Source organism: Corallococcus sp. Z5C101001 (assembly GCF_007352635.1).
GTDB lineage: Bacteria > Myxococcota > Myxococcia > Myxococcales > Myxococcaceae > Corallococcus > Corallococcus silvisoli.
The window spans coordinates 134,721-157,402 of sequence record NZ_VKLU01000005.1 but is presented as its reverse complement, the minus strand read 5'-3'; the positions used below and the strand labels follow the sequence as shown (position 1 = coordinate 157,402).

The following is a 22,682-nucleotide window of genomic DNA, read 5'->3' as shown; positions in this document are numbered from 1 at the left end:
CCCTTTAGAGCTTCGGTTCCTGGGCGTGGGTCATTCCCCAGATGGGATCCAGCTTCCAGAGCTGCTTGGCGAGCGGCACGGCCGTCCTGAGGCCGGATTGGTTGTGGACCTCCAGGCGCTTCAGCGTGTCCGCCAGGACGAACGCGTTCATGGGCAGGCCGTGGTCCATCTGCGGAAGCACGGGCGCGGTCGTACCGAAGTAGCGCTCGTTGCAGACCGAGGTCACCTGCTCGCGCGCCACCAGCATGCGCAGCGTCGCCTCGTCGGAGCGGCGCGTGTTGTTCGCGGCGAAGGCCGAGTTTGCCCACAGCACACCCAGCGCCTCCTCCACGGTCGACACGTGGCCCAGCGCGCCCAGGGAGATGGGGCCCTGGCTCAGGCACTCGGTCAGCGCCTGCTGGCTGGAGCCGAAGAAGCCACGGTCGCGAGTCACCGGACGAGAGAGGCCGCCCTGGCGCGGCGGCAGGTTGAAGGCGCAGGCGGCGCCGTCCGCGAACTGCGTCGCGGGGCCGGTGGACACCGGGGACAGCGCCCCCGTGAGCAGGTCCACGGAATAGAACGTGTCCGCGCGCGTGGAGTCCGCGTTCGTGGTTCCATAGAAGAACAGCTCCCCCGCAGCCGTGAAGGTGGCGGAGACCATGGCGTTGTTCACGGAGGGGGCGCCGTTGATCAGCGAGGGGAGAGGGTAGTCCACGTACGTCCCCAGCACCGGATCCACCACGGCGACCCGCTGGGTCACGCTGTTGAAGCCGTAGAGCTGGTTGTTCAGCGGGTTCACCGCGAAGTCCGCCATGCGGAACGTCGCGGGTGTCCCGAGGATCACATCGGAGAGCACCGCGCCCGTGGTGGTGTCCACGTGGACGAGGTGGTTGCTGGTGCCCTCGAAGCCCAGGTAGGTGCCGTCCTCCAGGATGGCCCCCGCCGCCCAGATGGCCGAGTCCGCCGCGCCCGTGACGAGCGGCGCGATGACCGTCGCGGACCCGTTCGCGTCCAGGCGGATGAAGCTGGACTGGGTGAGCCCGTCCGACGAAATGGCATACAGGAAGTTGTCCACGTGGTTGAAGGCCAGGGCGTTGTACGGCAGCGACGCCTCGCCCTGCAGGGCCAACGTGCCGGTCGCGGGGTCGAAGATGTAGAGGCGGGACGGGCCCGTGGGCAGGCCACCCCCCGACGAGGACGCGGTCGAGATGTACACCGTGTCATCGCAGTAAAGGATGGGCTGCTGCTGGCAGAGCACGTTGACGCTGCTTTGGCTGGAGCCCACGTCCCAGCCGATGTCGAGGATGTTGGCGAAGCTGACCTCTTCGTTGGGTGTGTTCGGGCTCGCGTCCAGCGCACCCAGCGCCACGCAGGCCTCGTAGCTGTCAACCGTGTACTCACACGTGTATTGGATGTTGCCGCCCACGGGGACCGACAGCGGGGGCGCGGGGCTGAACGTGCAGTTCGCCAGCAAGGGATCCGCCGCCTGCAACAAGTCGGAGGGCAGCGTCTGGTGGACGTTGGTTGCCGTGAACGAGAAGGAGAGCGTGGTGGGATAGCGATCCACCAGCACTTGCTTCTGTCCATTCACCAGCTTGTCCGCGCGGAAATCATGGGCCCAGACCGCGGGAGCCCAGAGCGCCCCACCGAGCATGACCCCCAACCATCGACGGTGCATCGTGTGTACCTCCAGAACCCGGGGCCATCAGGGCCAGGGACGAAGGAGGGCTCTGCACGATGAGTGCCCGTTGTCCAGGCATCGCAAAGCACACAGGTGAAGTGGATTTCGGGGATGTTGGGTCCAGGTGAATGAGAGGAATTGAACCCGGCCCCGTGCGGCGGTGTTGGACGTCCAAGTCCGCTCATGTCAGGAACGGGCTGATTCCTGGCGGCATATTTTCCGGAAGGATTTTGAAACAAATGCAGTCGCGCTTTACGACTGTGCGTCAATGCCCCTGGATGGGGGTTCAGGACAGGCGCGTTTCAGCCGTGGATGTGCTCCATGACCATCACCGCGACAGTACGAGGCGCGAGCGCTTCGTAGATGTGGGGCACGTCGCCGGGAAAGGTCGCGTAGTCCCCAGGTCCCAGCTCCACGCAGGCGTCGGTGGGGCCCGCGCGCAGGCGGCCCTTGCTGACGATGAGGTGTTCGACGCTGCCAGGAATGTGGGCCTGGGCATGACGGGAGGCGCCGGGCTCCAGATGGAGGACATAGAGGTCCCTGCGTGCGCCCGGTGGACAGGCGGACAACATGGTGCCGGTGAAGTGGGCCTGCTCGGAGCGGATGGCCGCGCCCTCGCCCGCGCGGATGACGCGCACCTCCTGAGGGGGCGGCGCTACCAGCCGGCTGAAGGGAACCCCCAAGGCGACAGCCAGCGCCCAGAGTGTCTCGATGCTGGGGTTGCCCGCGCCCGCTTCCAACTGGGACAGCGTGGACTTGGAGACGTTGGCGCGCCGGGCGAGCTCCGAGAGCGAGACGTTCGCGCGCTCGCGCTCCCGGCGCAGGGTGACGGCGATGAACTCCAACGGCCCGGGCGGAGGGGGCGTTCGTTTTGATGGCATTTTCGTTCTTATTGACGAACGACGGGGTTCCTGTCCAGATTGGCGCGCATGGGAAACGTGGATCGCGCCCTGGCCCGTGACGTGGGGGCGGTGGCCCTGGCTTCGGCGGTGGTGGGCGTTTCATTTGGTGCGCTCGCGGTGGCGGCGGGGCTGTCGTTGTGGCTGGCCCTCTTCATGTCGATGGTGGTGTTCGCGGGCGGCGCGCAGTTCATGGTGGTGGGGATGGTGGCGGCGGGAGGCAGTCCGGTGGCGGCGGTGCTGGCGGGACTCCTGCTCAACGCGCGGCACCTGCCCTTTGGCCTGGCGGTGGCGGATCTGCTGGGGACCCGGTGGCCGACGAGGCTGTTGGGCGCGCACCTGATGGTGGATGAGTCCGTGGCCTTCGCCATGGCGCAGCGGGATCCGGAGCGGCGGCGCGCGGCGTACTGGCTGTGTGGAGGGCTGTTGTTCGTCGGGTGGAACGTGGGCGTCCTGGTGGGAGGCCTCGCGGGGCGTGCGGTGAGCAGCCCCGAGGTGCTGGGGCTCGACGCGGCGTTCCCCGCGAGCATGCTCGCGCTGTTGCTGCCGTCGCTGCGGCCGGCGGGAGCGGGGGAGGAACGCGCGGAGTCCCCTCGTGAACCCATGAAGGCGCGGCGGGTGGCGCTGGTGGGCGCCGTGCTCGCGTTGGTGGCGACGCCGTGGTTGCCCACGGGGCTGCCGGTGTTGCTCGCGGTGCTCGCGGTGGGAGTGGCCCTGCGATGACGCTCTGGCCCATCCTCATCCTGGCCGCGGGGACGTATGGCTTTCGCGTCGCGGGCCCGCTCTTGAGCGACCGGCTGCGCCTGTCCGCGAGGGTTCAGGGGCTGCTGTCGCTGGCGATCATCGCGATGCTGTCGGCCCTGGTCGCCACGTCGACGCTGACGTCGCAAGGGGGCTTCGCGGGAGGGGCGCGGCCGGCGGGGGTGCTCGTCGGCGCGCTCCTGGCATGGTGGCGGTTGCCATTTGTCGCGGTGGTGGTGGCCGCTGCCGCCACCACCGCGGGGTTGCGCCTGCTCGGGTTCGGCTGAGCCCGGATCAGGTCTCGGCGGTGACGCCGCGCTCGGCGTCCGGCTGCTGCTCGCTGCAGACCGGGGCGGTCTCCGCCTGACGGGCCTCGTCCGTCGTCACGGAGGCCGTCGGATCAGAGGGGCCGGCAGGGTAGACGCAGGCGTACCCGGCCTTGCCGCACGTGGTGATGCGGGAGCCCTGGCCACAAGTCTCGGTGCAATCGTAGGACTCCGGACAGACGTCGGCGCACTGAACCGGCAGGGCGAAGCTCAGCGCGGGGGACAGGGCGAATGCAGCAGCGAGGGGCAGCAGACGGCTGAAGCGCATGGTGACTCCGACGTGAGGGTGAGGCGACAGTCTTATCCTGAGCATGCGCTCCCGGGAAAGCGGCAGGCCCCGATGGCGCCTGTGCGAAGCGCTCGCGGCGCAGGTCATTCATGACACGCATTCGCTGGAGCGGAGCTGACGCGACATGTTGGCGCACCGCATTGGCTTTGCCCGCGCACGTCGCGCATGGATGGCTGGGGTGTCGCCAGCGTTCAACCCTGAACGGAGACATGGCCAGGAGACGTCACGGCCTCCTGGGGACGACATCTCATCCCACCGCGCCTGGTGTTGGCCGGGGAGGGTCCCTCACCCAACGAACGTCGATGAACGCGCTGGGGAAGTCGTTGATGGCCTATGTCCCAGCGCTGTCCCGGGGTGTGACCCGGGTGGGCGAAAGCGCCGCGGTCAGCACATCGAGCGCGCGTGATTGCGAGGCGGCGAGCCGCACCGCTGGCCTCGCCTGTTGAACCCGCGCGAGCGCCGCCCGTGAGTCGGCGGCATCGCCTCGGGCCACGAGGAGCGCGGCGGCGATCATTCCCGTGCGCCCATGTCCCTGCGCGCAGTGGATGTAGAGAGGTCCCGGCAGGGTGGCCAGCTCGCGGAGGACTGGGGCCACCTGGTCCACGGGCACCGTCGAGGCGTCGAGGATGGGCAGCGAGACGTAGCGGCAGGCCCGGCGGATGCCCTCTGGTTCGATGAACTCGGAGGTCAGGTCGAGCACGGCGACGACACCCACGGGCAACTCGCCCGGCAACAGCCGGCGACCGACCAGGACCCCTGGCACGACCTCGTCGAAGGCCCGTTCCCGCGACAGCCAGCGCGCCAGATGCCAGGTGCCCCAGGTGAGCAGCAGGTACGGCAGGAGCGTGAACACGGCCCACGGCCGCATCCGTCCGTCCGGCTGTTTTCCGAAGGCCCGCGCGCCCACGCCGGAGTAGGCGAGCGCGACGACAGAGAAGCTGACCGCGGGCCACAGCAGGAGCCACCCGAAGCCCTGGAGCCGCGAGGCGAGGAAGAGGAGGAGCGCCGCGGCGGTCGAAAAGACAAACGTGTACTTCATGCGTGTCGCAGCGTAGCCGTTCTCAGGGGCCGGAGTTGCCCTCGGCCGTGACGGGCCCTCAGCCCGCGTCCTTCCATCGCGCGGTGTTCACCGGGCGGGACTTGAATCCAGCCACTCGGCGAGCACGTCCGCGTGACACGGGCCCGGCTTGCACCAGCACCCCAACCGCTTGCCGCGCAACGTGCGCACGTCGCGCAGGAAGTCCGGGTCGTGCCGTGTGCGCAGGTGCAGGTACCAACGGAAGGACTCGAATGCGTCCGGCCCTGGCGCCATGCGCCGCTGGGCGTCTTCGCGGATCCGCGCGGCGTCGTCAGCGGGCAGGGCCGCCAACCAGGGCTCGAAGTAGGTGCGCAGCATCGCCTTCCAGGTCTTCACGCCTCCGGGCTTGAACGGGTTGCCGAAGCGGCCCGGGACGGGATTCAGCGGCCCGGGCTTCGCCCAGGCGCGGAAGGCGCGGCCGACGTAGACCTCGCAGGCGTCGTGGACATGCACCGCGGTGGTTCGGGATTCGGACATGGCGCGGCCCCTGTTACCAGACGGGCACCCCCGTCCGGCGATCCGGTTGGCATTGCCCGCCGGAAGGGGGCAACGTAGGCGCCCGCCTCCTCCCACCCCCAGCGGCCATGATCGCCAACCTCCACGACGCCGACATCCCGAAGCCCGTGCTCGAAGTCATCACCCGCCTGCGCGAGCTGGGCCACGCCACCTACCTGGTCGGTGGCTGCGTGCGGGACATGGTCCGCAAGGTCCACCCGAAGGACTTCGACGTCGCCACCAGCGCGCTGCCCGAGGAGGTCCAGCGCGCCTTTCGCAAGGTCATCCCCACGGGCATCCAGCACGGCACCGTCACGGTCGTCACCGGCGGCAATCACGTGGAGGTGACGACGTTCCGCTCGGAAGGCGACTACCTGGACGGACGGCGCCCCAGCTCCGTGTCCTTCGAGCGGGACATCGTCAAGGACCTCTCCCGCCGCGACTTCACCATCAACGCCATGGCGTACAACCCGCTCGACCGCGAGCTGGTGGATCCGTTCGGCGGTCAGGTGGACCTTCCGGCGAAGCTCATCCGGTGCGTGGGGTCCGCGCTGGAGCGCTTCTCCGAGGACGGCCTGCGCCCCCTGCGCGCCGTGCGCTTCGCCGCGGTGCTGGGCTTCACGTTGGATCCCGCCACCCGCGAAGCCATCCCCGCCACCCTGGCCGTCTTCCGCAAGGTCGCGCTGGAGCGCGTGCGCGAGGAGCTCCTCAAGCTGCTCATGTCCCCCCGCGCCGAGACGGGGCTGCACCTGCTCGCGGACACCGGCCTGCTGGAGGTCTTCCTTCCCGAGGTGGCCCACGCGGACGCGGACGCCGCCCGGCTCGCCCGCGCCGCCGTGCAGGCCGCGCCGCTGGACGCGGACCTGCGTGTGGCCACGCTGCTCGCGGATCTGGTTCCCGGCCCCCAGGCCCGCGAGCTGTGCCTGCGGCTGAAGTTCCCCAACAAGTCCGCCGACCTGGTGGGCCTGCTCGTCGAACACGCAAAGCTGGAGACGCGGCTCGCGGATCCGGATCCCGCCCTGCGCCGGCTGCTCGCGCGCGTGGGCCCGCCGCAGCTCCCCGCGCTGCTCTCCGTGGCCAGGGCCCGCGTCCAGGTCCGGACGCCGGAGCAGCTCCCCGCGCTGGAGGCGCTGGCGTCGCGGCTGGAGGCGCTCGCCGCCGCGAAGCCGCCCCTGTCCGCGAAGGAGCTGGCGCTCACCGGAGGGGACATCATGAAGGCGCTGGGCATTGGTCCCTCGCCGAAGGTGGGCGAGGCGACGCGATATCTGGTGGAGACGGTGCTCGATGACCCGTCGCTCAACACGGCCGACGCGCTCCGCGACCGGCTCGCCGCCTGGGCGGTCCGCGGGGCCTGAACGGGAGCCTCCCCCCGGCCGGAGGGCAGGGGAGGGGGCCTGGAACGCCTCGGGCCGTGCGTCCCGGCCCGGGGGCGTGTAGGAAGGAGCCCCATGCGAGTCGTCGTTGCCATGAGTGGCGGGGTGGATTCCTCGGCCGCCGCCGCCCTGCTCAAGGAGCAGGGCCATGAGGTCATCGGCATCACCCTGCGCGTCTGGTCCTACGAGGGCAACGCGAAGTGCGGCAGCTGCTGCAGTCCGGATGACATCGACGACGCCCGCGCGGTGGCCCAGACGCTGGGCATCCCGTTCTACGTCGCGAACGCCGAGGAGATCTTCCAGGACCGGGTCGTCAACCCGTTCGTCCAGTCGTACCTGGGCGGCAAGACGCCCATCCCGTGCGTCAGCTGCAACCGCGACGTGAAGTTCAACTTCCTCCTCAAGCGCGCGCGCGCCCTGGGCGCCCGGCTCGCCACCGGCCACTACGCCCAGGTGGAGGAGGTGGACGGGCGCTTCCACCTGCGCCGCGCCGTGGACGCCGCCAAGGACCAGAGCTACTTCCTCTTCACGCTGGGGCAGGAGGAGCTGCGCGACGTCCTCTTCCCCGTGGGGCACCTCACCAAGGCGGAGGTGCGCGCCGTCGCCGAGCGTCACCAACTGCCCACCACCCACAAGCCGGAGAGCATGGAGATCTGCTTCGTGCCCGACGGCGACTATGCCGGGTTCGTGGAGAAGGTCGCCGGCCCCCAGCCGTCCGGAGAGGTCGTGGATCCAGACGGGCGCGTGCTGGGCACGCACCAGGGCATCCACCGCTTCACCGTGGGTCAGCGCAAGGGACTCAACCTGGGAGGTGGGGAGGTGCGCTACGTCCAGCGCCTGGAGCCGGAGACGAACCGCGTCGTGGTGGGGCCCGCGGAGGGCACCGGACGCGACCGCTTCGGCCTGCTCCAGCCGCACTGGGTGGACGCGCCGCCCCCGCCCGAGCAGGCCGTGGAGGTCCGCATCCGCCACCGCCACGCCGGCGCCCCGGGCCGGGTGCACATCTCTCAGCACGGCCTGGTGTCCGTGCAGCTCGACGCGCCCGCGCGCGCCGTCACGCCGGGCCAGGCCGCGGTCGTCTATGACCGGGATCGCGTGCTCGGCGGCGGGTGGATCGTCTGATCCGTTCCAACGTCGCTGGAGCCTGACTTCCGGCCCCGCCCGCGTCGGTGCGCATGCGCCCGCCACCTGGGGTTCCGTGAATTTGACCGGCCTGGGGGTGGGGCGTAGCTTGCGCGCACGCTGTCGCTACAGGCCGTAACACGGCCCGAGCGCGCGACGAGGTTCGCCCTGCCATGCGTGACGCCCACCGGATGAAGGAGAAGTTCGACGTCTCGTTGGACAACCGGCAGATCGTCAGCCTTTTGATCGCCGGCATCGTCGTGATGGGCGCGGTGTTCGTGCTGGGCGTGGTGGTGGGCAAGAAGCTCTCTGGCGACGCGCAGACGGCCGCCGCCCCGGACCTGCTCTCCGCGCTGGACGCCAACGCGCAGGTCCTCCACGACGCGCGCAAGGAGCCGCCGCTCACCTTCCCGGACGAGCTCACCCGCAAGACGGCCACGGAGTCCCTGCCGCCGCTGCCCGTGGTCAAGCCCGCCGCGAAGCCGGAGGCCCCCAAGGCCGCCGCCGCCGCGAAGCCGGAGCCGAAGCCCGCCGAGGCCGCGAAGGTCGCCGCGAAGCCGGAGGCCCGGCCCACGGCGCTGACCCCCACGCCGGACCCCGACACGGGCGAGCTGCCCGCGATGGACGCCGCGGAGGAGGACGCCATCGCCGCCGGCAAGCCGGTCGTGAAGCCCGCGGCGGAGCCCGCGAAGGTCGCCGCCGCCGCGAAGCCCGAAGTGAAGCCCGAGCCCGTGAAGGGAAAGGTGGAGGAGACGCCGGTCGCCACCCGCACCGCCGCGCGCGACGGGGGGATGAAGGAGGCCATCGCCCGCGCCCAGGCGCTGCCCCCGGAGCCGCCGCGCCCGGCGGAGGCCGTGAAGGGGGGGGCGTTCACGCTCCAGCTCTCCGCCTTCCAGACCCGCCCGGACGCCGACCGCTTCGCCGCCCGGTTGCGTGACCGGGGCTATGCCCCCTATATCCTGGCGGCGGAGGTGCCGGGCAAGGGCACCTGGTACCGCGTCCGGATGGGCAGCTTTGCCTCGAAGGAAGCCGCGGGCCGTTACCTGGCGGACTTCAAGCGCGAGACCCAGCTCGACGCGTACGTGGCCGGCACGAACTAGCGCTGGGCAAGGAAGAGACGAAGCAACATGACGACGACGAAGCGGGTGGAGAAGCCCTGGGGTCACGAGCTCATCTGGGCCCACACGGAGCGCTACGTGGGCAAGCTCCTGCACGTGAAGCAGGGGCACAAGCTGAGCCTCCAGTTCCACAACCGCAAGGACGAGACCATCCACGTCCAGAGCGGCAAGCTCCTCTTCGTCGTCGACGAGGGCCAGGGCCTCATCGAGAAGGAGATGAACCCCGGTGAGAGCTACCACATCAAGCCGCTGACCAAGCACCGCATGGTCGCCCTCACCGACTGCGACATCCTCGAGGTCAGCACCCCCGAGCTGGATGACGTCGTGCGGCTCGAGGACTCCTACGGCCGCGTGGGCACCAGCACCCCGTAGTCCCCCTTCGCGCCGGCGTGCCCACACGGTGCGCCGGCCGCGCCGTCACTTCCCGGCAGGCTGCGCGGCGGGGCTGGGGTTGCGGGTCCACTGGTCGACGGTGCCATCCCCGTCCAGGTCCTCGCCAATGCGGTCCACCTGGCCGTTCTCCCAGTACTCCCAGTAGTCCACCCGGCCGTCGTGGTTCGCGTCGCGCTCCTTCCGCACGAGCGTGTCGTTCTCGTAGTACAGCCACGAGTCCGTCTTGCCGTCGCCGTCCAGGTCGCGTTCACCCAGGGTGCGCTTGCCCTCCGAGTACTGGTACGTGGCGTCCACCTTGCCGTCGTAGTCCAGGTCCATCACCTCGCGGACCTTCGCGCCCTGCGGATCCAGGTACTGCGTGACGTCCACGCGGCCGTCCCAGTTCAGGTCCAGCTCCTTGCGCAACAGCACGTCCTTCACCCGGTACTCCCAGACGTCCGGCCGGCCGTCGCCGTTGGCGTCCAGCTCCGTCACCGTCTCCCCGGGCACCTTCTGGCCCCGGATGGCCTCCGCCTCGGGGCGCTTGTGCGCCGCGTCAAGGGGCTCCGCCGCTTTCTTCCCGGCGCAGCCAGTGAGCGCGCCCATGGTCAGGAATCCCAGGAAAATCAGCCGGTTGCTAGGGGACACGGTGCCTCCGGGTGGGGCGGGGCGCCATGTTCACGCTCTCCGCACTCCGTGCTTTCGCAGGCCACGTCATTCCATATATTTTCACGTATCGCCATGGCCCGAAAGAAAGTCAGCACCACCATCTACATCACTCCGGAGCAGAACGAACTGCTCAAGGCGCTGAACCAGAAGACGAAGGTGCCCGTGGCCGAATACATCCGGCAGGGCATCGACCTGGTGCTGGAGAAGTACAAGGCGCAGCTGCCGGGCCAGGCGACCTTCGACGAACTTTCCTGACGAACGAGGCGTGACGTGACGAGCATGCGTGGCAAGCGGGCGGTGGTGCTGGGTGGTGCCGGATTCGTCGGCTCGCACCTGTGTGAGCGGCTCCTGGACGACGGCGCGGCGTCCGTCCTCGCGGTGGACAACCTCATCACGGGCAATGAGGCGAACGTCCATGCGCTCAAGTCGCGCGCCGGCTTCCAGTTCGTGAAGCAGGACATCACGGAGGGGCTGGAGGTGGACGGCCCGGTGGACTTCGTCCTCAACCTGGCCTCCCCCGCATCCCCCATCGACTACGCGAACCTCCCCATCGAGACGCTGCGCGTGGGCTCCATTGGCACGGAGAACGCGCTGAAGCTGGCGGAGAAGAAGAAGGCCGTCTTCCTGATGGCCTCCACGTCGGAAGTGTACGGCGACCCGCTGGTGCACCCCCAGAAGGAGGATTACTGGGGCAACGTGAACCCCATCGGCCCGCGTTCGGTGTACGACGAAGCCAAGCGCTACTCGGAGGCCATCAGCGCCGCGTACGAGCGCAGCCGGGGCGTCAACGTCCGCATCGTGCGCATCTTCAACACCTACGGCCCGCGCATGCGCCTCAATGACGGCCGCGTGGTGCCCGCCTTCGTGGGCCAGGCGCTCAAGGGCGAGGACTTCAGCGTCTTCGGGGACGGCAGCCAGACGCGCTCGTTCTGCTACGTGAAGGACCTGGTGGACGGGCTGGTGCGGCTGGTGCTGTCGGACGTCCGGGGCCCGGTGAACATCGGCAACCCGCGCGAGATGACCATCAAGCAGTTCGCGGAGGCCGTGCGTGAAGCCGCGGGTGGAGGTAGGCAGATCGTCTACCACCCGCTGCCCAAGGATGATCCGAAGCAGCGTCAGCCGGACATCACGCGCGCCCGCACGCTGCTGGGGTGGGAGCCGAAGGTCGCGCTGGAAGATGGTCTGCGGGACACCATCGCGTACTTTCGAGAGGTTGCCGCTCGTTCCCCCGCGGCATAGGTTGGCCGCGCGCGTGTGAACGCGAGGTAGACGACGGCCCGGCCCCCTGGCGGCCGGGTCAGGGGAGAACGGCGTGAAAGTCCTGGTAACGGGCGGCGCGGGCTTCATTGGCTCGCACGTGTGCGATGAGTTCCTGCGCAATGGCCACGAGGTCATCGCGTTGGACAACCTGTCGAGCGGCAAGAAGGAGAACCTGGATCCGCGCGTGCGCCTGGCCGTGCACGACATCCGGAGCCCGGAGGCCGCCGAGCTCATCCGGAGCGAGAAGCCCCAGGTGCTCTGCCACCTGGCCGCCCAGATGGACGTGCGCCGCAGCGTGGAGGACCCGAGCTTCGACGCGGACGTGAACATCCGCGGCATGCTCAACCTGCTGGAGGCCGCGCGTCACTCCGGCGTGAAGAAGGTCATCTTCAGCTCCACCGGCGGCGCCATCTACGGCGAGCAGGACTTCTTCCCCGCCACCGAAGGCCACCCCACGCGGCCGGTGTCGCCCTATGGCGTCTCCAAGGCGGCGGGCGAGCTGTACCTGGGCTACTACCGGGCCCAGTACGGCCTGCCCTATGTCGCCCTCCGGTACGCCAACGTGTACGGCCCCCGGCAGAACCCGCACGGCGAGGCGGGCGTGGTGGCCATCTTCAGCCAGCGCGTCATCGCGGGGCAGGGCTGCACCATCTACGGCGAGGGCAAGCAGACGCGGGACTTCGTCTTTGGCCCGGACGTGGCGCGCGCCAACTACCTGGCCTTCCAGAGCGACTACGTGGGCGCCGCCAACATCGGCACCGGCGTGGAGACGGACATCAACCGCCTCTATGAGCTCATCGCCCAGGCCGGCGGCAGCGCGCTGAAGGCCGCGCATGCCCCGGGCAAGCCGGGTGAGCAGCTGCGCTCCTGCATCGACGCGTCGCTCGCGAAGAAGGTGCTGGGCTGGGAGCCCTCCGTGCAGCTGGCGGACGGCCTGCGCCACACGCTCCAGTTCTTCCGTGATCAGGTCGCGGGCCCCGCCCGGGTCCGGGGCTAGGCAGGCCCGCTTTCGTGCCCCTCCCTCTGGCCAGGATGCCGGAGGGCGCGGGGGGCGTCCGGTGGGGGAAGCGCCCGGCGGGCGAGCGTGCGCGGCCGTGGATTTTCGGGCGGTTCGGTGTTACCTACGCCCGCTTCGCGACCGACGAGCGCCCCGAACATGCCGGCTGAAAACGCGCACATCCGCAACTTTTGCATCATCGCCCACATCGACCATGGAAAGTCGACGCTGGCCGACCGCCTCCTGGAGAAGACAGGCACGCTGACGAAGCGTGAGGCGCAGGCCCAGTTCCTCGACAACATGGACATCGAGCGAGAGCGGGGCATCACCATCAAGGCCCAGTCCGTGCGGATGACGTACACCGCCAAGGACGGCCAGAACTACGTCCTCAACCTCATCGACACGCCGGGGCACGTGGACTTCGCCTACGAGGTGAGCCGCAGCCTCGCCGCGTGCGAGGGCGCGCTGCTCGTGGTGGACGCCAGCCAGGGCGTGGAGGCGCAGACGCTCGCCAACGTCTACATGGCGCTGGACCACAACCTGGAGATCATCCCGGTCATCAACAAGATCGACCTGCCGTCCGCGGACGTGGAGCGCACGCGCGGGGAGATTGAAGACGTCATCGGCATCGACGCGTCCGTCGCGGTGCCTGCCTCCGCGAAGGAGGGCATCGGCATCCACGACATCCTGGAGTCGGTGGTCCAGCGCGTACCGCCGCCCACGGGCTCGCCGTCCGCGCCGCTGAAGGCGCTCATCTTCGACTCCTGGTACGACAACTACCGGGGCGTGGTGACGCTGGTGCGCGTGCTGGAAGGCACGCTGAAGCTCAAGCAGAAGATCAAGATGTTCAGCAACAACAAGGTCTTCGAGGTGCAGGAGCTGGGCGTGTTCAGCCCGTTCTCGCGCCCGGTGACCCAGCTCATCGCGGGCGAGGTGGGTGTCCTCGTCGCCAACGTGAAGGAGCTGCAGGACGCGAAGGTCGGCGACACCGTCACGGAGGAGGCGCGGCCCACCGAGCAGCCCTTCCCGGGCTTCAAGGAAGTCAAGCCGATGGTGTTCTCCGGCATCTTCCCGGTGGACTCCGCTGACTACGAGAACCTGCGCGACGCGCTGGCGAAGCTGACGCTCAACGACTCCGCCTTCACCTACGAGCCGGAGTCCTCCACGGCGCTGGGGTTCGGCTTCCGCTGCGGCTACCTGGGCCTGCTCCACATGGAGATCGTCCAGGAGCGCCTGGAGCGCGAGTACAACCTCAACCTCATCACCACGGCGCCGTCCGTGGTCTACCGCATCACCACCAGCAAGGGTGACGTGATGCTGGTGGACAACCCCGCGAAGCTGCCGCCGACGCAGAACATCGCGAAGTTCGAGGAGCCCATCCTCACCTGTCACATCCACGTCCCCAACGAGCACCTGGGCTCCATCCTGAAGCTGTGCCAGGACCGCCGGGGCGTGCAGAAGGACATCAAGTACCTGGGCTCCAGCGGCACGCGCGTGCAGGTCACGTACGAGATGCCCATGGCGGAGGTCGTGTTCGACTTCTTCGACCGGCTCAAGAGCGTGTCGCGCGGCTACGCGAGCCTGGACTACGAGCTGTCGGACTACGCGGAAGCGGACCTGGCCAAGCTGGACATCCTCATCAACGGGGAGCCGGTGGACGCGCTCTCCGTCATCGTGCACCGCGAGCGCGCGTACCTGCGCGGCCGCGAGGTCTGCGAGAAGCTCAAGGAAGTGATTCCCAAGCAGATGTACGAGGTGGCCATCCAGGCCGCCATCGGCGCGAAGATCATCTCCCGCGAGACGATCTCCGCCATGCGCAAGAACGTCCTTGCCAAGTGCTACGGCGGCGACATCAGCCGCAAGCGCAAGCTCCTGGAGAAGCAGAAGGAGGGCAAGAAGCGCATGAAGCAGGTGGGCACGGTGGAGATTCCGCAGGAAGCCTTCCTCGCGGTCCTCAAGACGGAGCAGTAGCCCTATGAGCACGGCCAGTCCTTCCGCGAAGCTGGGAGCGGCCATGGCCGCGCGCCGCACCCCCGAGCAGCTCAAGGCCCGGCGCCAGTTGATGTGGCGCGAGCTGCTCACCAGCCTGTGGGCCCCGCTGTGTGGCGTGGGCCTGGCGTTCATCCCCTACGTCACGCTGATTGAGATGGCGCCGGGCACCGCGTCCTGGGCCCAGCCCCTGATGAAGGGGTTCGGCCTGCTGATGGTCGTGGCCTTCGTGGGCCTGCTGGTGTGGCGCAACGCCTCCCGGAAGGAGTCGCAGCTGCGCACGCTGCGCCACGAGGCGCGCGAGCTCATCGCGGAGGACGAGCGCATCCTCGTTCGCGTGGGGACCAAGGTGCCCGCGTCCGTGGCGGACCGCCTCACCGAGCAGGCCCTGCGCGTGGAGTCCGCGTCCGTGGCGGGCGAAGTGGAGCCCCTCCGCGCGGAGCTCAAGGCCCTGGAGACGCTCACCCAGGAGCATCTGGGCGCGTACCGGAAGCAGTCCGTGTGGGACTTCGTGGGCGGCTTCGGCAAGGCGCTGCTCATCGCGCTGGTCATCCGCACCGTGCTGGTGGAGCCGTACCGCATCCCCTCCGGCTCCATGCTGCCCACGCTCCAGATTGGCGATCAGGTCTTCGTCAACAAGTTCATCTACGGGGTGCGCATCCCGTTCATGAACGTGGTGCCCTTCCGCATCGTGCGGGCGCCGCAGCGCGGGGACGTCATCGTCTTCAACAACCCCGTGGACGAGTCCAAGGACTTCATCAAGCGCGTCGTCGGCATCCCCGGCGACACGGTGGAGATCGTCGATGGCGTGGTGCGCATCAACGGAGAGGTCCAGCCCCGCACGCTGGTGACACCGGACTACGTGGTGCACAACCAGGACGACACGACGGGCCGCTGGTTCGACCAGGAGGAGGTCCTCTATCGCGAGGACCTGGACGGCGTGGTGCACGCGGCCCTCCAGCACCCCATGCGCCTGCCCGGCCGTGAGCACGAGGGGCCCTACAAGGTTCCGGCCAACAGCGTCTTCGTGATGGGAGACAACCGGGACAACAGCGCGGACAGCCGCTACAACCTGGGGGGCCCTGGCGGCGCGGAGGTCGCCTATGTCCCGTATGGCCACATCAAGGGCAAGGCCATGGTGGTCTGGCTGTCGCTCGGTTGGGGCGGCCTGCTGGGCAACCTGTTTGGCGGCACGGGGCTGCGCGTCGAGCGCTTCTTCGAACCGGTGCGCTGAAGGACGCTGGATCCGGGCCTGCCTCGCGCCGTGCTTGACGCAACGTGCGGCGCGCGGTACGCGGCGGCCCCGGCCCATGAGACATCTTCTCGGAATCGCAGGCTGGCGGCGGGACGAGCTGGAAGCGCTGCTCGACCGCGCACAGGCACACCTGCCCGGCGGACCGGATGCGTCGCACGTGTTGCGGGGCCGCGTCGTGGCGAACCTCTTCTTCGAGGACTCCACCCGGACGCGCTCCTCCTTCGAGGTGGCGGCGCGCAAGCTGGGGGCGGACGTCCTCAACTGGAGCTACGCGGGCTCCTCGGTGTCCAAGGGGGAGACGCTCCTGGACACGGCGCGCAACATCGAGGCCATGGGCCCGGCGGCCATCATCATCCGCCACCGCTCCTCGGGGGCGCCGAGCCTGGTGGCCCGGCACGTGAAGTGCGCGGTGGTCAACGCGGGCGACGGCGCCCATGAGCACCCGTCCCAGGCGCTGCTGGACGCCTTCACGCTGCGCCAGCGCTGGGGCGCGCTGGAGGGGCGCACGGTGCTGATCGTGGGCGACGTGCTGCACAGCCGCGTGGCGCGCTCCAACCTCGTGTGCCTGAAGGCCCTGGGGGCGCGTGTCGTGCTCTGCGGGCCGCCCACCCTCCTGCCCCCGGGGCTGGAGGAGATGGGCGGGGAGGTGACGCACCAGCTGGATGCCGTGCTGCCCCAGGCCGATGCGGTGATGTGCCTCCGCCTCCAGACGGAGCGCATGTCCGAGGCCTTCCTGCCCTCCCAGCGGGAGTACTCGCGCCTGTTCGGACTGACGCCCGCCCGCGCGGAGCGGATGAAGCCGGACGCGCCCGTGCTGCACCCGGGCCCCATCAACCGCGGCGTGGAGCTGTCCCCGGCGGTGGCGGACGGGCCCCGCAGCGTCATCCTGGATCAGGTGGCCAACGGCGTCGCGGTGCGCCGGGCCATCCTGGAGGTGTGCGCATCATGACGACGGTGCTCTTCCAGCGGGCGCGCGTCATCGACCCGCGCAATGGCGTGGATGGCGTTCGTGACGTGCTCGTGACGGACGGGAAGGTGGCTCGGGTGTCGGACGCCCCGCTGCCCGCGCCGACGGACGCGCGCGTGGTGGACGCGACGGGGAAGTGGCTGGTGCCGGGCTTCATCGACCTGCACGTGCACCTGCGCGAGCCGGGAGAAGAGGGCAAGGAGACGGTCCTCACCGGCTGTCGCGCGGCGGTGGCGGGCGGCTTCACCGGCGTCGTGGCCATGCCCAACACCAAGGTGGTGAACGACACCGCGCTCGTCACGGAGCTGGTGCTGTCGCGCGCGCGGGACGCGGCCCTGTGCCACGTGTACCCGGCGGGCGCCATCACCAAGGGGCTCAAGGGCGAGGAGCTGTCGGAGGCGGGCGAGCTGATTGGCGCCGGCTGCGTGGCCCTCACCGACGACGGCCGCCCGGTGATGAACGCCGCGCTGATGCGCCGGGTGCTCCAGTACGCGACCCAGTTCGACGTGCCGGTGATGGTGCACGAGGAGGACCTCACGCTGTCCGCCGGCGGCGCGATGCACGAGGGCGCCACGTCCACGCGGCTGGGCCTGCGCGGCATCCCCGCCTCCGCGGAGGTGGCCATGGTGGCGCGCGACCTGGTGCTCCTGGAGGAGACGAAGGGGCGCCTGCACGTCGCGCACGTGTCGTGCGAGGGCAGCGTGCGGCTGATCCGCGAGGCGAAGCGCCGCGGCCTGCGCGTCACCTGCGAGGTGGCGCCGCACCACTTCACGCTCGATGACCGCGCGGTGGGGGACTATGACACCCACGCGAAGATGGCGCCGCCGCTCCGGAGCGACGTGGACGTGAGGGCGCTGCGTGAGGCGCTGGTGGATGGCACGGTGGACGCCATCGCCACGGACCACGCGCCGCACGGCGTGTCCGACAAACTGGTGGAGTTCGAGAAGGGCATCAACGGCATCGTCGGCCTGGAGACGGCGCTGGGATTGACGCTGGCCCTGGTGCATGAGGGGGTGCTCACCCCGCGCAGGGCGGTGGAGCTGTTGTCGGAGGGGCCGGCGAGGGTATTCGGCCTGCCAGGCGGTCACCTGGCGCCTGGAGCCCCAGCGGACATCACGGTCGTGTCCCCTGGGGAGGAGTGGACGGTGGATGCCCACCGGTTCTATTCCCGCAGTCGCAACACGCCCTTCCACGGGCGCACGCTGAAGGGTCGCGTGGCGCAGACGTGGGTGGGTGGCCGGTGTGTGTTCGAGGACGGTCAGCTCAAGGAGTCGCGGTGATGACGAAGCGGGCGGTGCTCGCACTGGCGGATGGCACCACGTTCGAGGGGCGCGCCTTTGGCGCGTCCGGCGAGACGGTGGGTGAGGTGGTCTTCAACACGTCCATGTACGGCTATCAGGAGATCCTCACGGATCCCTCGTACGTGGGGCAGATCGTCACCATGGCGTACCCGGAGATGGGCAACATCGGGGCGAATGGGGCGGATGAGGAGGCGGGGCAGCCGCACGCGGTGGGCATGGTGGTGCGCTCGCTGACGCGGACGCCGTCCAACTGGCGCTCGGAGGAGACGCTGGACGCCTACCTGGCGCGCCACGGGCGCGTGGGCATCGAAGGCGTGGACACCCGCCGGCTGGTGCGCCACCTGCGCACGCACGGCGCTCAGACGGGCATCATCTCCACGGAGAACGTCTCCGCCGCGGCGCTGTCCGAGCGCGCCCGCGCGGCCACCGGAATGGAGGGCCTGGACCTGGCGACGGGCGTCTCCTGCAAGGAGCCGTACGTCTTCACCACGCCGTCGCCGGATGTGTTCCTCGCCCTGGGGGACAAGCGCCCGGAGCCGGAGCTGAAGTACGACGTGGTGGCCTACGACTACGGCCTCAAGCGCTCCATGCTCCAGTACCTGGTGGACGTGGGCTGCCGCGTGACGGTGGTGCCGTCGAACACCACCGCGGAGCAGGTGCTGGCGCGCAGGCCGCACGGCGTCTTCCTGGCCAACGGCCCGGGCGACCCGGCCGCGGTGAAGGGCGCGGACCGCACCGTGGCGGCGCTGCTGGGCAAGGTGCCGGTGTTCGGCATCTGCCTGGGGCATCAGATCATGGCGCTGGCGCTGGGCGGCCGGACGTACAAGATGAAGTTCGGCCACCGCGGCGGCAACCAGCCCGTGAAGGACCTGACCACCGGCAAGGTGGAGATCACCGCGCAGAACCACGGCTTCGCGGTGGACGACGCCAGCCTCAAGGGCAAGGCCGTCGTCACGCACATCAACCTCAACGACGGCACGGTGGAGGGTCTGGCCGTACCGGACGCACGGGCCTTCAGCGTGCAGTACCACCCCGAGGCTTCGCCCGGCCCTCACGACGCGCGCTACCTGTTCAGCCGCTTCGCGACGCTGATGGCGGGCTCGTAGGAAGAGGCGCACACCGGCCATGGACACCGCGCTGACCCCGTTGTCGTACCAGCCGTATCTGGACCAGCTCATCGCCTTTGGCAGCGCGGAGCCGCGCAAGCCGGACCTGCTCGACGCGAAGGCGGAGTACTTCCGCCTCACCGGCGAGGTGTTCGAGGACGACAAGCTCTTCGAGCTGCGGATGGCGTCTTTCCTGGACTTCTACCTCTACGACCGGGTCTCGCCGCTCACCGGCAAGACGCCGGCCGCGGAGCTGTACGAGCAGCGCCTCCAGTCCGCCGCGCCGGAGGAGGCCAACGCCTTCCGCAGCTTCACGGAGACGGTGCACGGCCTCTTCGAGGTGCGGAAGCTGGCCAAGGGCATGGTGCGCCTGCGCGAGCTCTTCTCCGGCAAGGACTTCGACGTGACGGAGCGCCGTCACATCGCGGGCCTGGCGACGGGGGACGTGCTGGAGGCGCGGCTGGTCCCCTTCGGCGGCCACCTGCTGTTCTCCTCGGCCTTCTGCTACCACCCGGCCCTGGCGCTCAAGGCGATCAAGGCCGAGGTGAAGCGCCGCAAGAAGAAGGAGCCGGCGCGCCCGGCCAAGGACCTGGTGTGGGAGTGCGCCCGCCGGGCCCTCAACGTGGAGCGCTACCGCCAGCTGGCGGTGGAGAAGATCTACGACTTCGAGCAGAAGGTCCTTTAGGCCTCCTGCTCGGGGCATCCGCCGCGCTCGCTAGACGCGGTGGATGCTCATCAGGTTGGTGTTGCCCGGCACGTTGAGCGGCACGCCGGCCACCACGATGACGGACGCGCCCGGCTCGCAGAGGTGCTGCTCGTGGCAGAGCTTGCGCACCTGCTTGAGCATGGCGTCCGTGGACGTGACGCGCTTCACCAGCCGCGCCGTGACGCCCCAGTACAGCGCCATCCGGTTCACCGCGTCCGGGTTGGGCGTCAGCGCGATGATGCGCGCGTCGGGGCGGAACTCGGAGAGGAGCCGCGCGGTGTGGCCGCTCTCCGTGTAGGCCACGATGGTGACGATGCCCAGCTGTCGCGACGCCGCCACCGCCGCCGCCGCGATGCCGGTGCCCACGTCCTCCGAGCGCTCGAAGGGGGCGTGGGGCAGGGGGATGGCGCTGGTGCGCTCCGTCTCCGCCACGATGCGCGCCATGGTGGCCGCCGCGTCCACGGGGTAGCGGCCCGCGGCCGTCTCGCCCGAGAGCATCACCGCGTCCGCGCCGTCGAGGATGGCGTTGGCCACGTCGGACACCTCCGCGCGCGTGGGCCGGGCGTTGTTCACCATGCTCTCCAGCATCTCCGTCGCGACGATGACGATGCCGCCCATGCGGTTCACCTCCCGCACGGCGCGCTTCTGGATGGCGGGCAATTGCTCCAGCGGCATCTCCACGCCCAGGTCGCCGCGGGCCACCATCACCCCGTCCGACTCCGCGGCGATGGCCTCCAGGTTCTCCACCGCCTGGGGCTTCTCGATCTTGGAGATGAGCGGCGTCTTGCGCCGTGCCACCAGCGCGCGCGCGTCTCGCACGTCCTGGGCGGTGCGCACGAAGGACAGCGCCACGTAGTCCACGCCCACCTCCTGGCCGAACGCCAGGTCCACCTTGTCCTTCTGCGTGAGGGTGGGCACCGACATGGCCGTGCCGGGCAGGTTGAGCCCCTTGTGGTCCTTGAGGAGGCCGCCCACCTCCACCCGGCAGGACACGTCCTGTCCCTTCACCTTCAACACGCGCAGCCGCACCCGGCCGTCGTCCAGGAGCACTTCATGGCCCTTCTCCACGTCCCGGGGAAGGGAGCGCACCGGGGTGGGGATGATGAGGCCGTGGCCCTGCACCGCTCGCGTCGTCACCGTCACGGTGTCGCCCGCCTTCACCATCAACTGGCCGCCCTCGAAGCGGCCCAGGCGCACCTTGGGGCCCTGCACGTCCTGGAGGATGGCCACCGGCACCCCCAGCTTCTTCGACACCGCGCGGATGCGCAGGATGCGCTGCCGGTGCTCCTCGTGCGTACCGTGGGAGAAGTTCAGCCGGGCCACGTTCATGCCCGCCTGGACCAGCCCCTCGATGACTTCCTTCGAGTCCGACGCCGGGCCCAGCGTGCAGATGATTTTCGCCTTGCGCATAGGGCCGCGCATCCTAGCCGCTCGGGGTCGGCGGCTTGACAGCCTCGCGCCCGAAGGACTAACTCTTCGTCTCACGTGCTGGGCGGAAAGTTACCGCCAGCCAGCGCACGGCATTCGTGTCTCTCAGCTGCCTTGAGACGAAGAAAGCCCGGCTACCCTGGGAGGGGGGGCCGGGCTTTCTTCGTTCCGGGCTGGGCCCGGGTTCGACGGCGCTCAGAGGTCGATTTCCTGGCCCTTGCCCCTGGGGAGCACCGGAGGGTGGTCCTTCAGGGCGCGGTCCATGCCGATGTCCTCCGAGTGCGGCGGGGTGCCCGAGCTGGGGCCCATGGGCGGCGGCGGGGGCAGGGGACCCATGTCCTCACCGCCCTGGCCGCTGCCACCCACGCCCATGCCCTGCTGCTTCTGGAGGGCTTCAATCTCCGCGCGGGTGATGCCCGCCAGCGCCAGCACCTTGCGCGTCACGCGGATGCGCGCGTTGCTGTGCATGGCCATGGCGATGGAGTCCGAGGGCCGGGCGTCCAGCGCCAGCTCCTTCTTGCCCTGCTGCAGGAAGACGCGGCCGGAGTAGACGTTGTCGCGCAGGTCGTCGATGCGGACCTCCGTCACCTTGCCGCCCAGCTTCGACACCACGTCGTCCAGCAGGTCCTGCGCCAGGGGCTGGGGCGGTGGGCGCTCCGCGAGCCGGAAGGCGATGGAGACCGCGGCGCCCTCATCCACGAAGAGGGGCAGCACCGTCTCCCCGTCCTTGGTGCTCAGCACGACGGCGTGCGTCTGTGCCTCCATCAAGGGCACCACGTCCTTCACCTCCAGCTCCACCAGCTCCGAGCAGGCCTTGGGGTCCGTCCCCTTCTCGGTGCGACAGGGCTTGTCCTTCCCTTCCGCCTGTCCGGAGGCGGCGATGGCGCCGGGGATCCCAAACGCGGGAAGGAACAACGTCCCCCCCAGCGCCAGCACCACGGCCGTGAACGGAGCGACGAAGAAGTTGGCGCGGTTGGACGTTTTCACATCCCTAAGCTACGCACCTCCCCCTTCACCGGGAGGGCACCGCACTCCCGCTGTCGCGAGCGGCCCCCGGGCCCTGGCCCTCCAGGTTGGAGGGCAGCCAGGCAGGCGGGAAGAAAACGAGGGAGGCCTACCGGTCCTCTTCGGTCTCTTCCTCGTCGTCGTAGTCCTCGTCGTCCTCGGACTCCTCGTCGTCGTCGTCCTCGTCGAGGTCGTCGTCCTCGGACTCCTCCTCGTCCTCCTCTTCGTCGTCGAGCTCGTCCTCCAGCTCCTCGGCCTCGAGCGTCATCGTCACCGCGAACTTCTTGCTCAAGGTGGCGATCTGCGCGCGCATCTCCGTGAGCGCGGCGACGAAGTCCTCCGAGAGGTTGGCGGGCGCCTTCGCGTCGCAGTGGGGACAGACAATCTTTTCCGTCCCCTCGATGAGGTCCTGGGCTTCCAACTCGAAGCTGGCCTCGCACTTCTGACAGGTGAAGTCGATGCTCATGGTCGGGCGCGGCATACAAAGCCGGTGAACATGCTGTCAACGGCAGAGACGGGGGGACAT

At 69.5% G+C, this 22,682-nt stretch carries 23 protein-coding genes and 1 pseudogene; 15 read left to right on the top strand and 9 right to left on the bottom strand.

The window, feature by feature from the left end:
- Positions 1 to 4: 4 nt before the first annotated feature.
- Both FOF48_RS11135 and FOF48_RS11130 read right to left on the bottom strand, forming a co-directional pair.
- Complete coding sequence (locus FOF48_RS11135) at positions 5 to 1,657, bottom strand: hypothetical protein (protein WP_143900751.1); 1,653 nt, start codon at positions 1,655 to 1,657, stop codon at positions 5 to 7.
- Positions 1,658 to 1,962: 305 nt separating this feature from the next.
- Positions 1,963 to 2,541, bottom strand: a complete 579-nt coding sequence (locus FOF48_RS11130; protein WP_143900749.1) for a helix-turn-helix domain-containing protein — start codon at positions 2,539 to 2,541, stop codon at positions 1,963 to 1,965.
- Between the two features lie 48 nt (positions 2,542 to 2,589).
- On the opposite strand from FOF48_RS11130, the gene FOF48_RS11125 reads away from it, so the two are divergent.
- Complete coding sequence (locus tag FOF48_RS11125; RefSeq protein WP_143900747.1) at positions 2,590 to 3,282, top strand: AzlC family ABC transporter permease; 693 nt, start codon at positions 2,590 to 2,592, stop codon at positions 3,280 to 3,282.
- The gene (locus FOF48_RS11120) at positions 3,279 to 3,587 is read left to right on the top strand and encodes an AzlD domain-containing protein (RefSeq protein ID WP_143900745.1); all 309 of its coding nucleotides are present in this window, start codon (positions 3,279 to 3,281) and stop codon (positions 3,585 to 3,587) included. Before FOF48_RS11125 ends, FOF48_RS11120 begins: the two co-directional genes overlap by 4 nt.
- 7 nt (positions 3,588 to 3,594) lie before the next feature.
- On the opposite strand, the gene FOF48_RS11115 is transcribed toward FOF48_RS11120, so the two are convergent.
- From FOF48_RS11115 to FOF48_RS11105, 3 genes are all read right to left on the bottom strand, one after another.
- The gene (locus FOF48_RS11115) at positions 3,595 to 3,894 is read right to left on the bottom strand and encodes a hypothetical protein (protein WP_143900743.1); all 300 of its coding nucleotides are present in this window, start codon (positions 3,892 to 3,894) and stop codon (positions 3,595 to 3,597) included.
- A 352-nt stretch (positions 3,895 to 4,246) separates the two neighbouring features.
- On the bottom strand, positions 4,247 to 4,954 hold the full coding sequence (locus FOF48_RS11110) for a tyrosine-protein phosphatase (protein ID WP_143900741.1): 708 nt from the start codon (positions 4,952 to 4,954) through the stop codon (positions 4,247 to 4,249).
- An 87-nt stretch (positions 4,955 to 5,041) separates the two neighbouring features.
- The gene (locus FOF48_RS11105) at positions 5,042 to 5,470 is read right to left on the bottom strand and encodes a DUF4326 domain-containing protein (protein ID WP_143900739.1); all 429 of its coding nucleotides are present in this window, start codon (positions 5,468 to 5,470) and stop codon (positions 5,042 to 5,044) included.
- Between the two features lie 107 nt (positions 5,471 to 5,577).
- Between FOF48_RS11105 and FOF48_RS11100 the strand changes: the two genes are divergently transcribed.
- The 4 genes and pseudogenes from FOF48_RS11100 to FOF48_RS11085 form a co-directional block, all read left to right on the top strand.
- On the top strand, positions 5,578 to 6,843 hold the full coding sequence (locus FOF48_RS11100; RefSeq protein WP_143900737.1) for a CCA tRNA nucleotidyltransferase: 1,266 nt from the start codon (positions 5,578 to 5,580) through the stop codon (positions 6,841 to 6,843).
- Positions 6,844 to 6,936: 93 nt separating this feature from the next.
- Positions 6,937 to 7,983: a tRNA 2-thiouridine(34) synthase MnmA gene (mnmA, locus tag FOF48_RS11095; RefSeq protein ID WP_143900736.1), complete on the top strand. Its 1,047-nt coding sequence runs from the start codon at positions 6,937 to 6,939 to the stop codon at positions 7,981 to 7,983.
- 173 nt (positions 7,984 to 8,156) lie between these two features.
- Positions 8,157 to 9,083: an SPOR domain-containing protein gene (locus tag FOF48_RS11090; RefSeq protein WP_143900734.1), complete on the top strand. Its 927-nt coding sequence runs from the start codon at positions 8,157 to 8,159 to the stop codon at positions 9,081 to 9,083.
- 21 nt (positions 9,084 to 9,104) lie between these two features.
- Positions 9,105 to 9,473 (top strand): annotated as a pseudogene (locus tag FOF48_RS11085) (cupin domain-containing protein); the annotation flags it as partial.
- Between the two features lie 45 nt (positions 9,474 to 9,518).
- Here FOF48_RS11085 and FOF48_RS11080 read toward each other — a convergent pair.
- Entirely contained in the window at positions 9,519 to 10,079 is a 561-nt protein-coding gene (locus FOF48_RS11080) for a hypothetical protein (RefSeq protein ID WP_143900731.1), read from the bottom strand.
- A gap of 135 nt (positions 10,080 to 10,214) precedes the next feature.
- On the opposite strand from FOF48_RS11080, the gene FOF48_RS11075 reads away from it, so the two are divergent.
- The 9 genes from FOF48_RS11075 to FOF48_RS11035 all read left to right on the top strand — a co-directional run bounded on the left by FOF48_RS11075 (position 10,215) and on the right by FOF48_RS11035 (position 19,702).
- Entirely contained in the window at positions 10,215 to 10,397 is a 183-nt protein-coding gene (locus tag FOF48_RS11075; protein WP_014397342.1) for a ribbon-helix-helix domain-containing protein, read from the top strand.
- A 24-nt stretch (positions 10,398 to 10,421) separates the two neighbouring features.
- Positions 10,422 to 11,381 carry a UDP-glucuronic acid decarboxylase family protein gene (locus FOF48_RS11070; RefSeq protein WP_143902092.1) on the top strand — a complete coding sequence of 320 codons (960 nt, stop codon included), beginning with the start codon at positions 10,422 to 10,424 and terminating at the stop codon, positions 11,379 to 11,381.
- Between the two features lie 73 nt (positions 11,382 to 11,454).
- The gene (locus FOF48_RS11065) at positions 11,455 to 12,399 is read left to right on the top strand and encodes an NAD-dependent epimerase/dehydratase family protein (RefSeq protein ID WP_143900729.1); all 945 of its coding nucleotides are present in this window, start codon (positions 11,455 to 11,457) and stop codon (positions 12,397 to 12,399) included.
- 159 nt (positions 12,400 to 12,558) lie between these two features.
- Positions 12,559 to 14,370 (top strand): translation elongation factor 4, encoded by a 1,812-nt coding sequence (gene lepA, locus FOF48_RS11060; RefSeq protein ID WP_143900727.1) that lies wholly within the window; start codon positions 12,559 to 12,561, stop codon positions 14,368 to 14,370.
- Between the two features lie 4 nt (positions 14,371 to 14,374).
- Positions 14,375 to 15,622, top strand: coding sequence for a signal peptidase I (lepB, locus tag FOF48_RS11055; RefSeq protein ID WP_143900724.1), 1,248 nt, complete (start codon positions 14,375 to 14,377; stop codon positions 15,620 to 15,622).
- A gap of 76 nt (positions 15,623 to 15,698) precedes the next feature.
- On the top strand, positions 15,699 to 16,592 hold the full coding sequence (locus FOF48_RS11050) for an aspartate carbamoyltransferase catalytic subunit (RefSeq protein ID WP_143900722.1): 894 nt from the start codon (positions 15,699 to 15,701) through the stop codon (positions 16,590 to 16,592).
- Complete coding sequence (locus tag FOF48_RS11045) at positions 16,589 to 17,890, top strand: dihydroorotase (RefSeq protein ID WP_186001867.1); 1,302 nt, start codon at positions 16,589 to 16,591, stop codon at positions 17,888 to 17,890. Before FOF48_RS11050 ends, FOF48_RS11045 begins: the two co-directional genes overlap by 4 nt.
- The gene (gene carA, locus FOF48_RS11040) at positions 17,890 to 19,017 is read left to right on the top strand and encodes a glutamine-hydrolyzing carbamoyl-phosphate synthase small subunit (RefSeq protein WP_143900721.1); all 1,128 of its coding nucleotides are present in this window, start codon (positions 17,890 to 17,892) and stop codon (positions 19,015 to 19,017) included. Before FOF48_RS11045 ends, carA begins: the two co-directional genes overlap by 1 nt.
- 19 nt (positions 19,018 to 19,036) lie before the next feature.
- A complete protein-coding gene (locus FOF48_RS11035) occupies positions 19,037 to 19,702 on the top strand; it encodes a hypothetical protein (RefSeq protein ID WP_143900719.1) in 666 nt (221 codons plus the stop codon).
- A 30-nt stretch (positions 19,703 to 19,732) separates the two neighbouring features.
- Here the strand turns inward: FOF48_RS11035 and pyk are convergent, their stop codons facing one another.
- The 3 genes from pyk to FOF48_RS11020 form a co-directional block, all read right to left on the bottom strand.
- The gene (pyk, locus tag FOF48_RS11030; protein ID WP_143900717.1) at positions 19,733 to 21,133 is read right to left on the bottom strand and encodes a pyruvate kinase; all 1,401 of its coding nucleotides are present in this window, start codon (positions 21,131 to 21,133) and stop codon (positions 19,733 to 19,735) included.
- 213 nt (positions 21,134 to 21,346) lie between these two features.
- Entirely contained in the window at positions 21,347 to 22,138 is a 792-nt protein-coding gene (locus FOF48_RS11025; protein WP_186001866.1) for a bifunctional nuclease family protein, read from the bottom strand.
- Between the two features lie 127 nt (positions 22,139 to 22,265).
- On the bottom strand, positions 22,266 to 22,622 hold the full coding sequence (locus tag FOF48_RS11020) for a hypothetical protein (protein ID WP_255442065.1): 357 nt from the start codon (positions 22,620 to 22,622) through the stop codon (positions 22,266 to 22,268).
- Between the last annotated feature and the right edge of the window lie 60 nt (positions 22,623 to 22,682).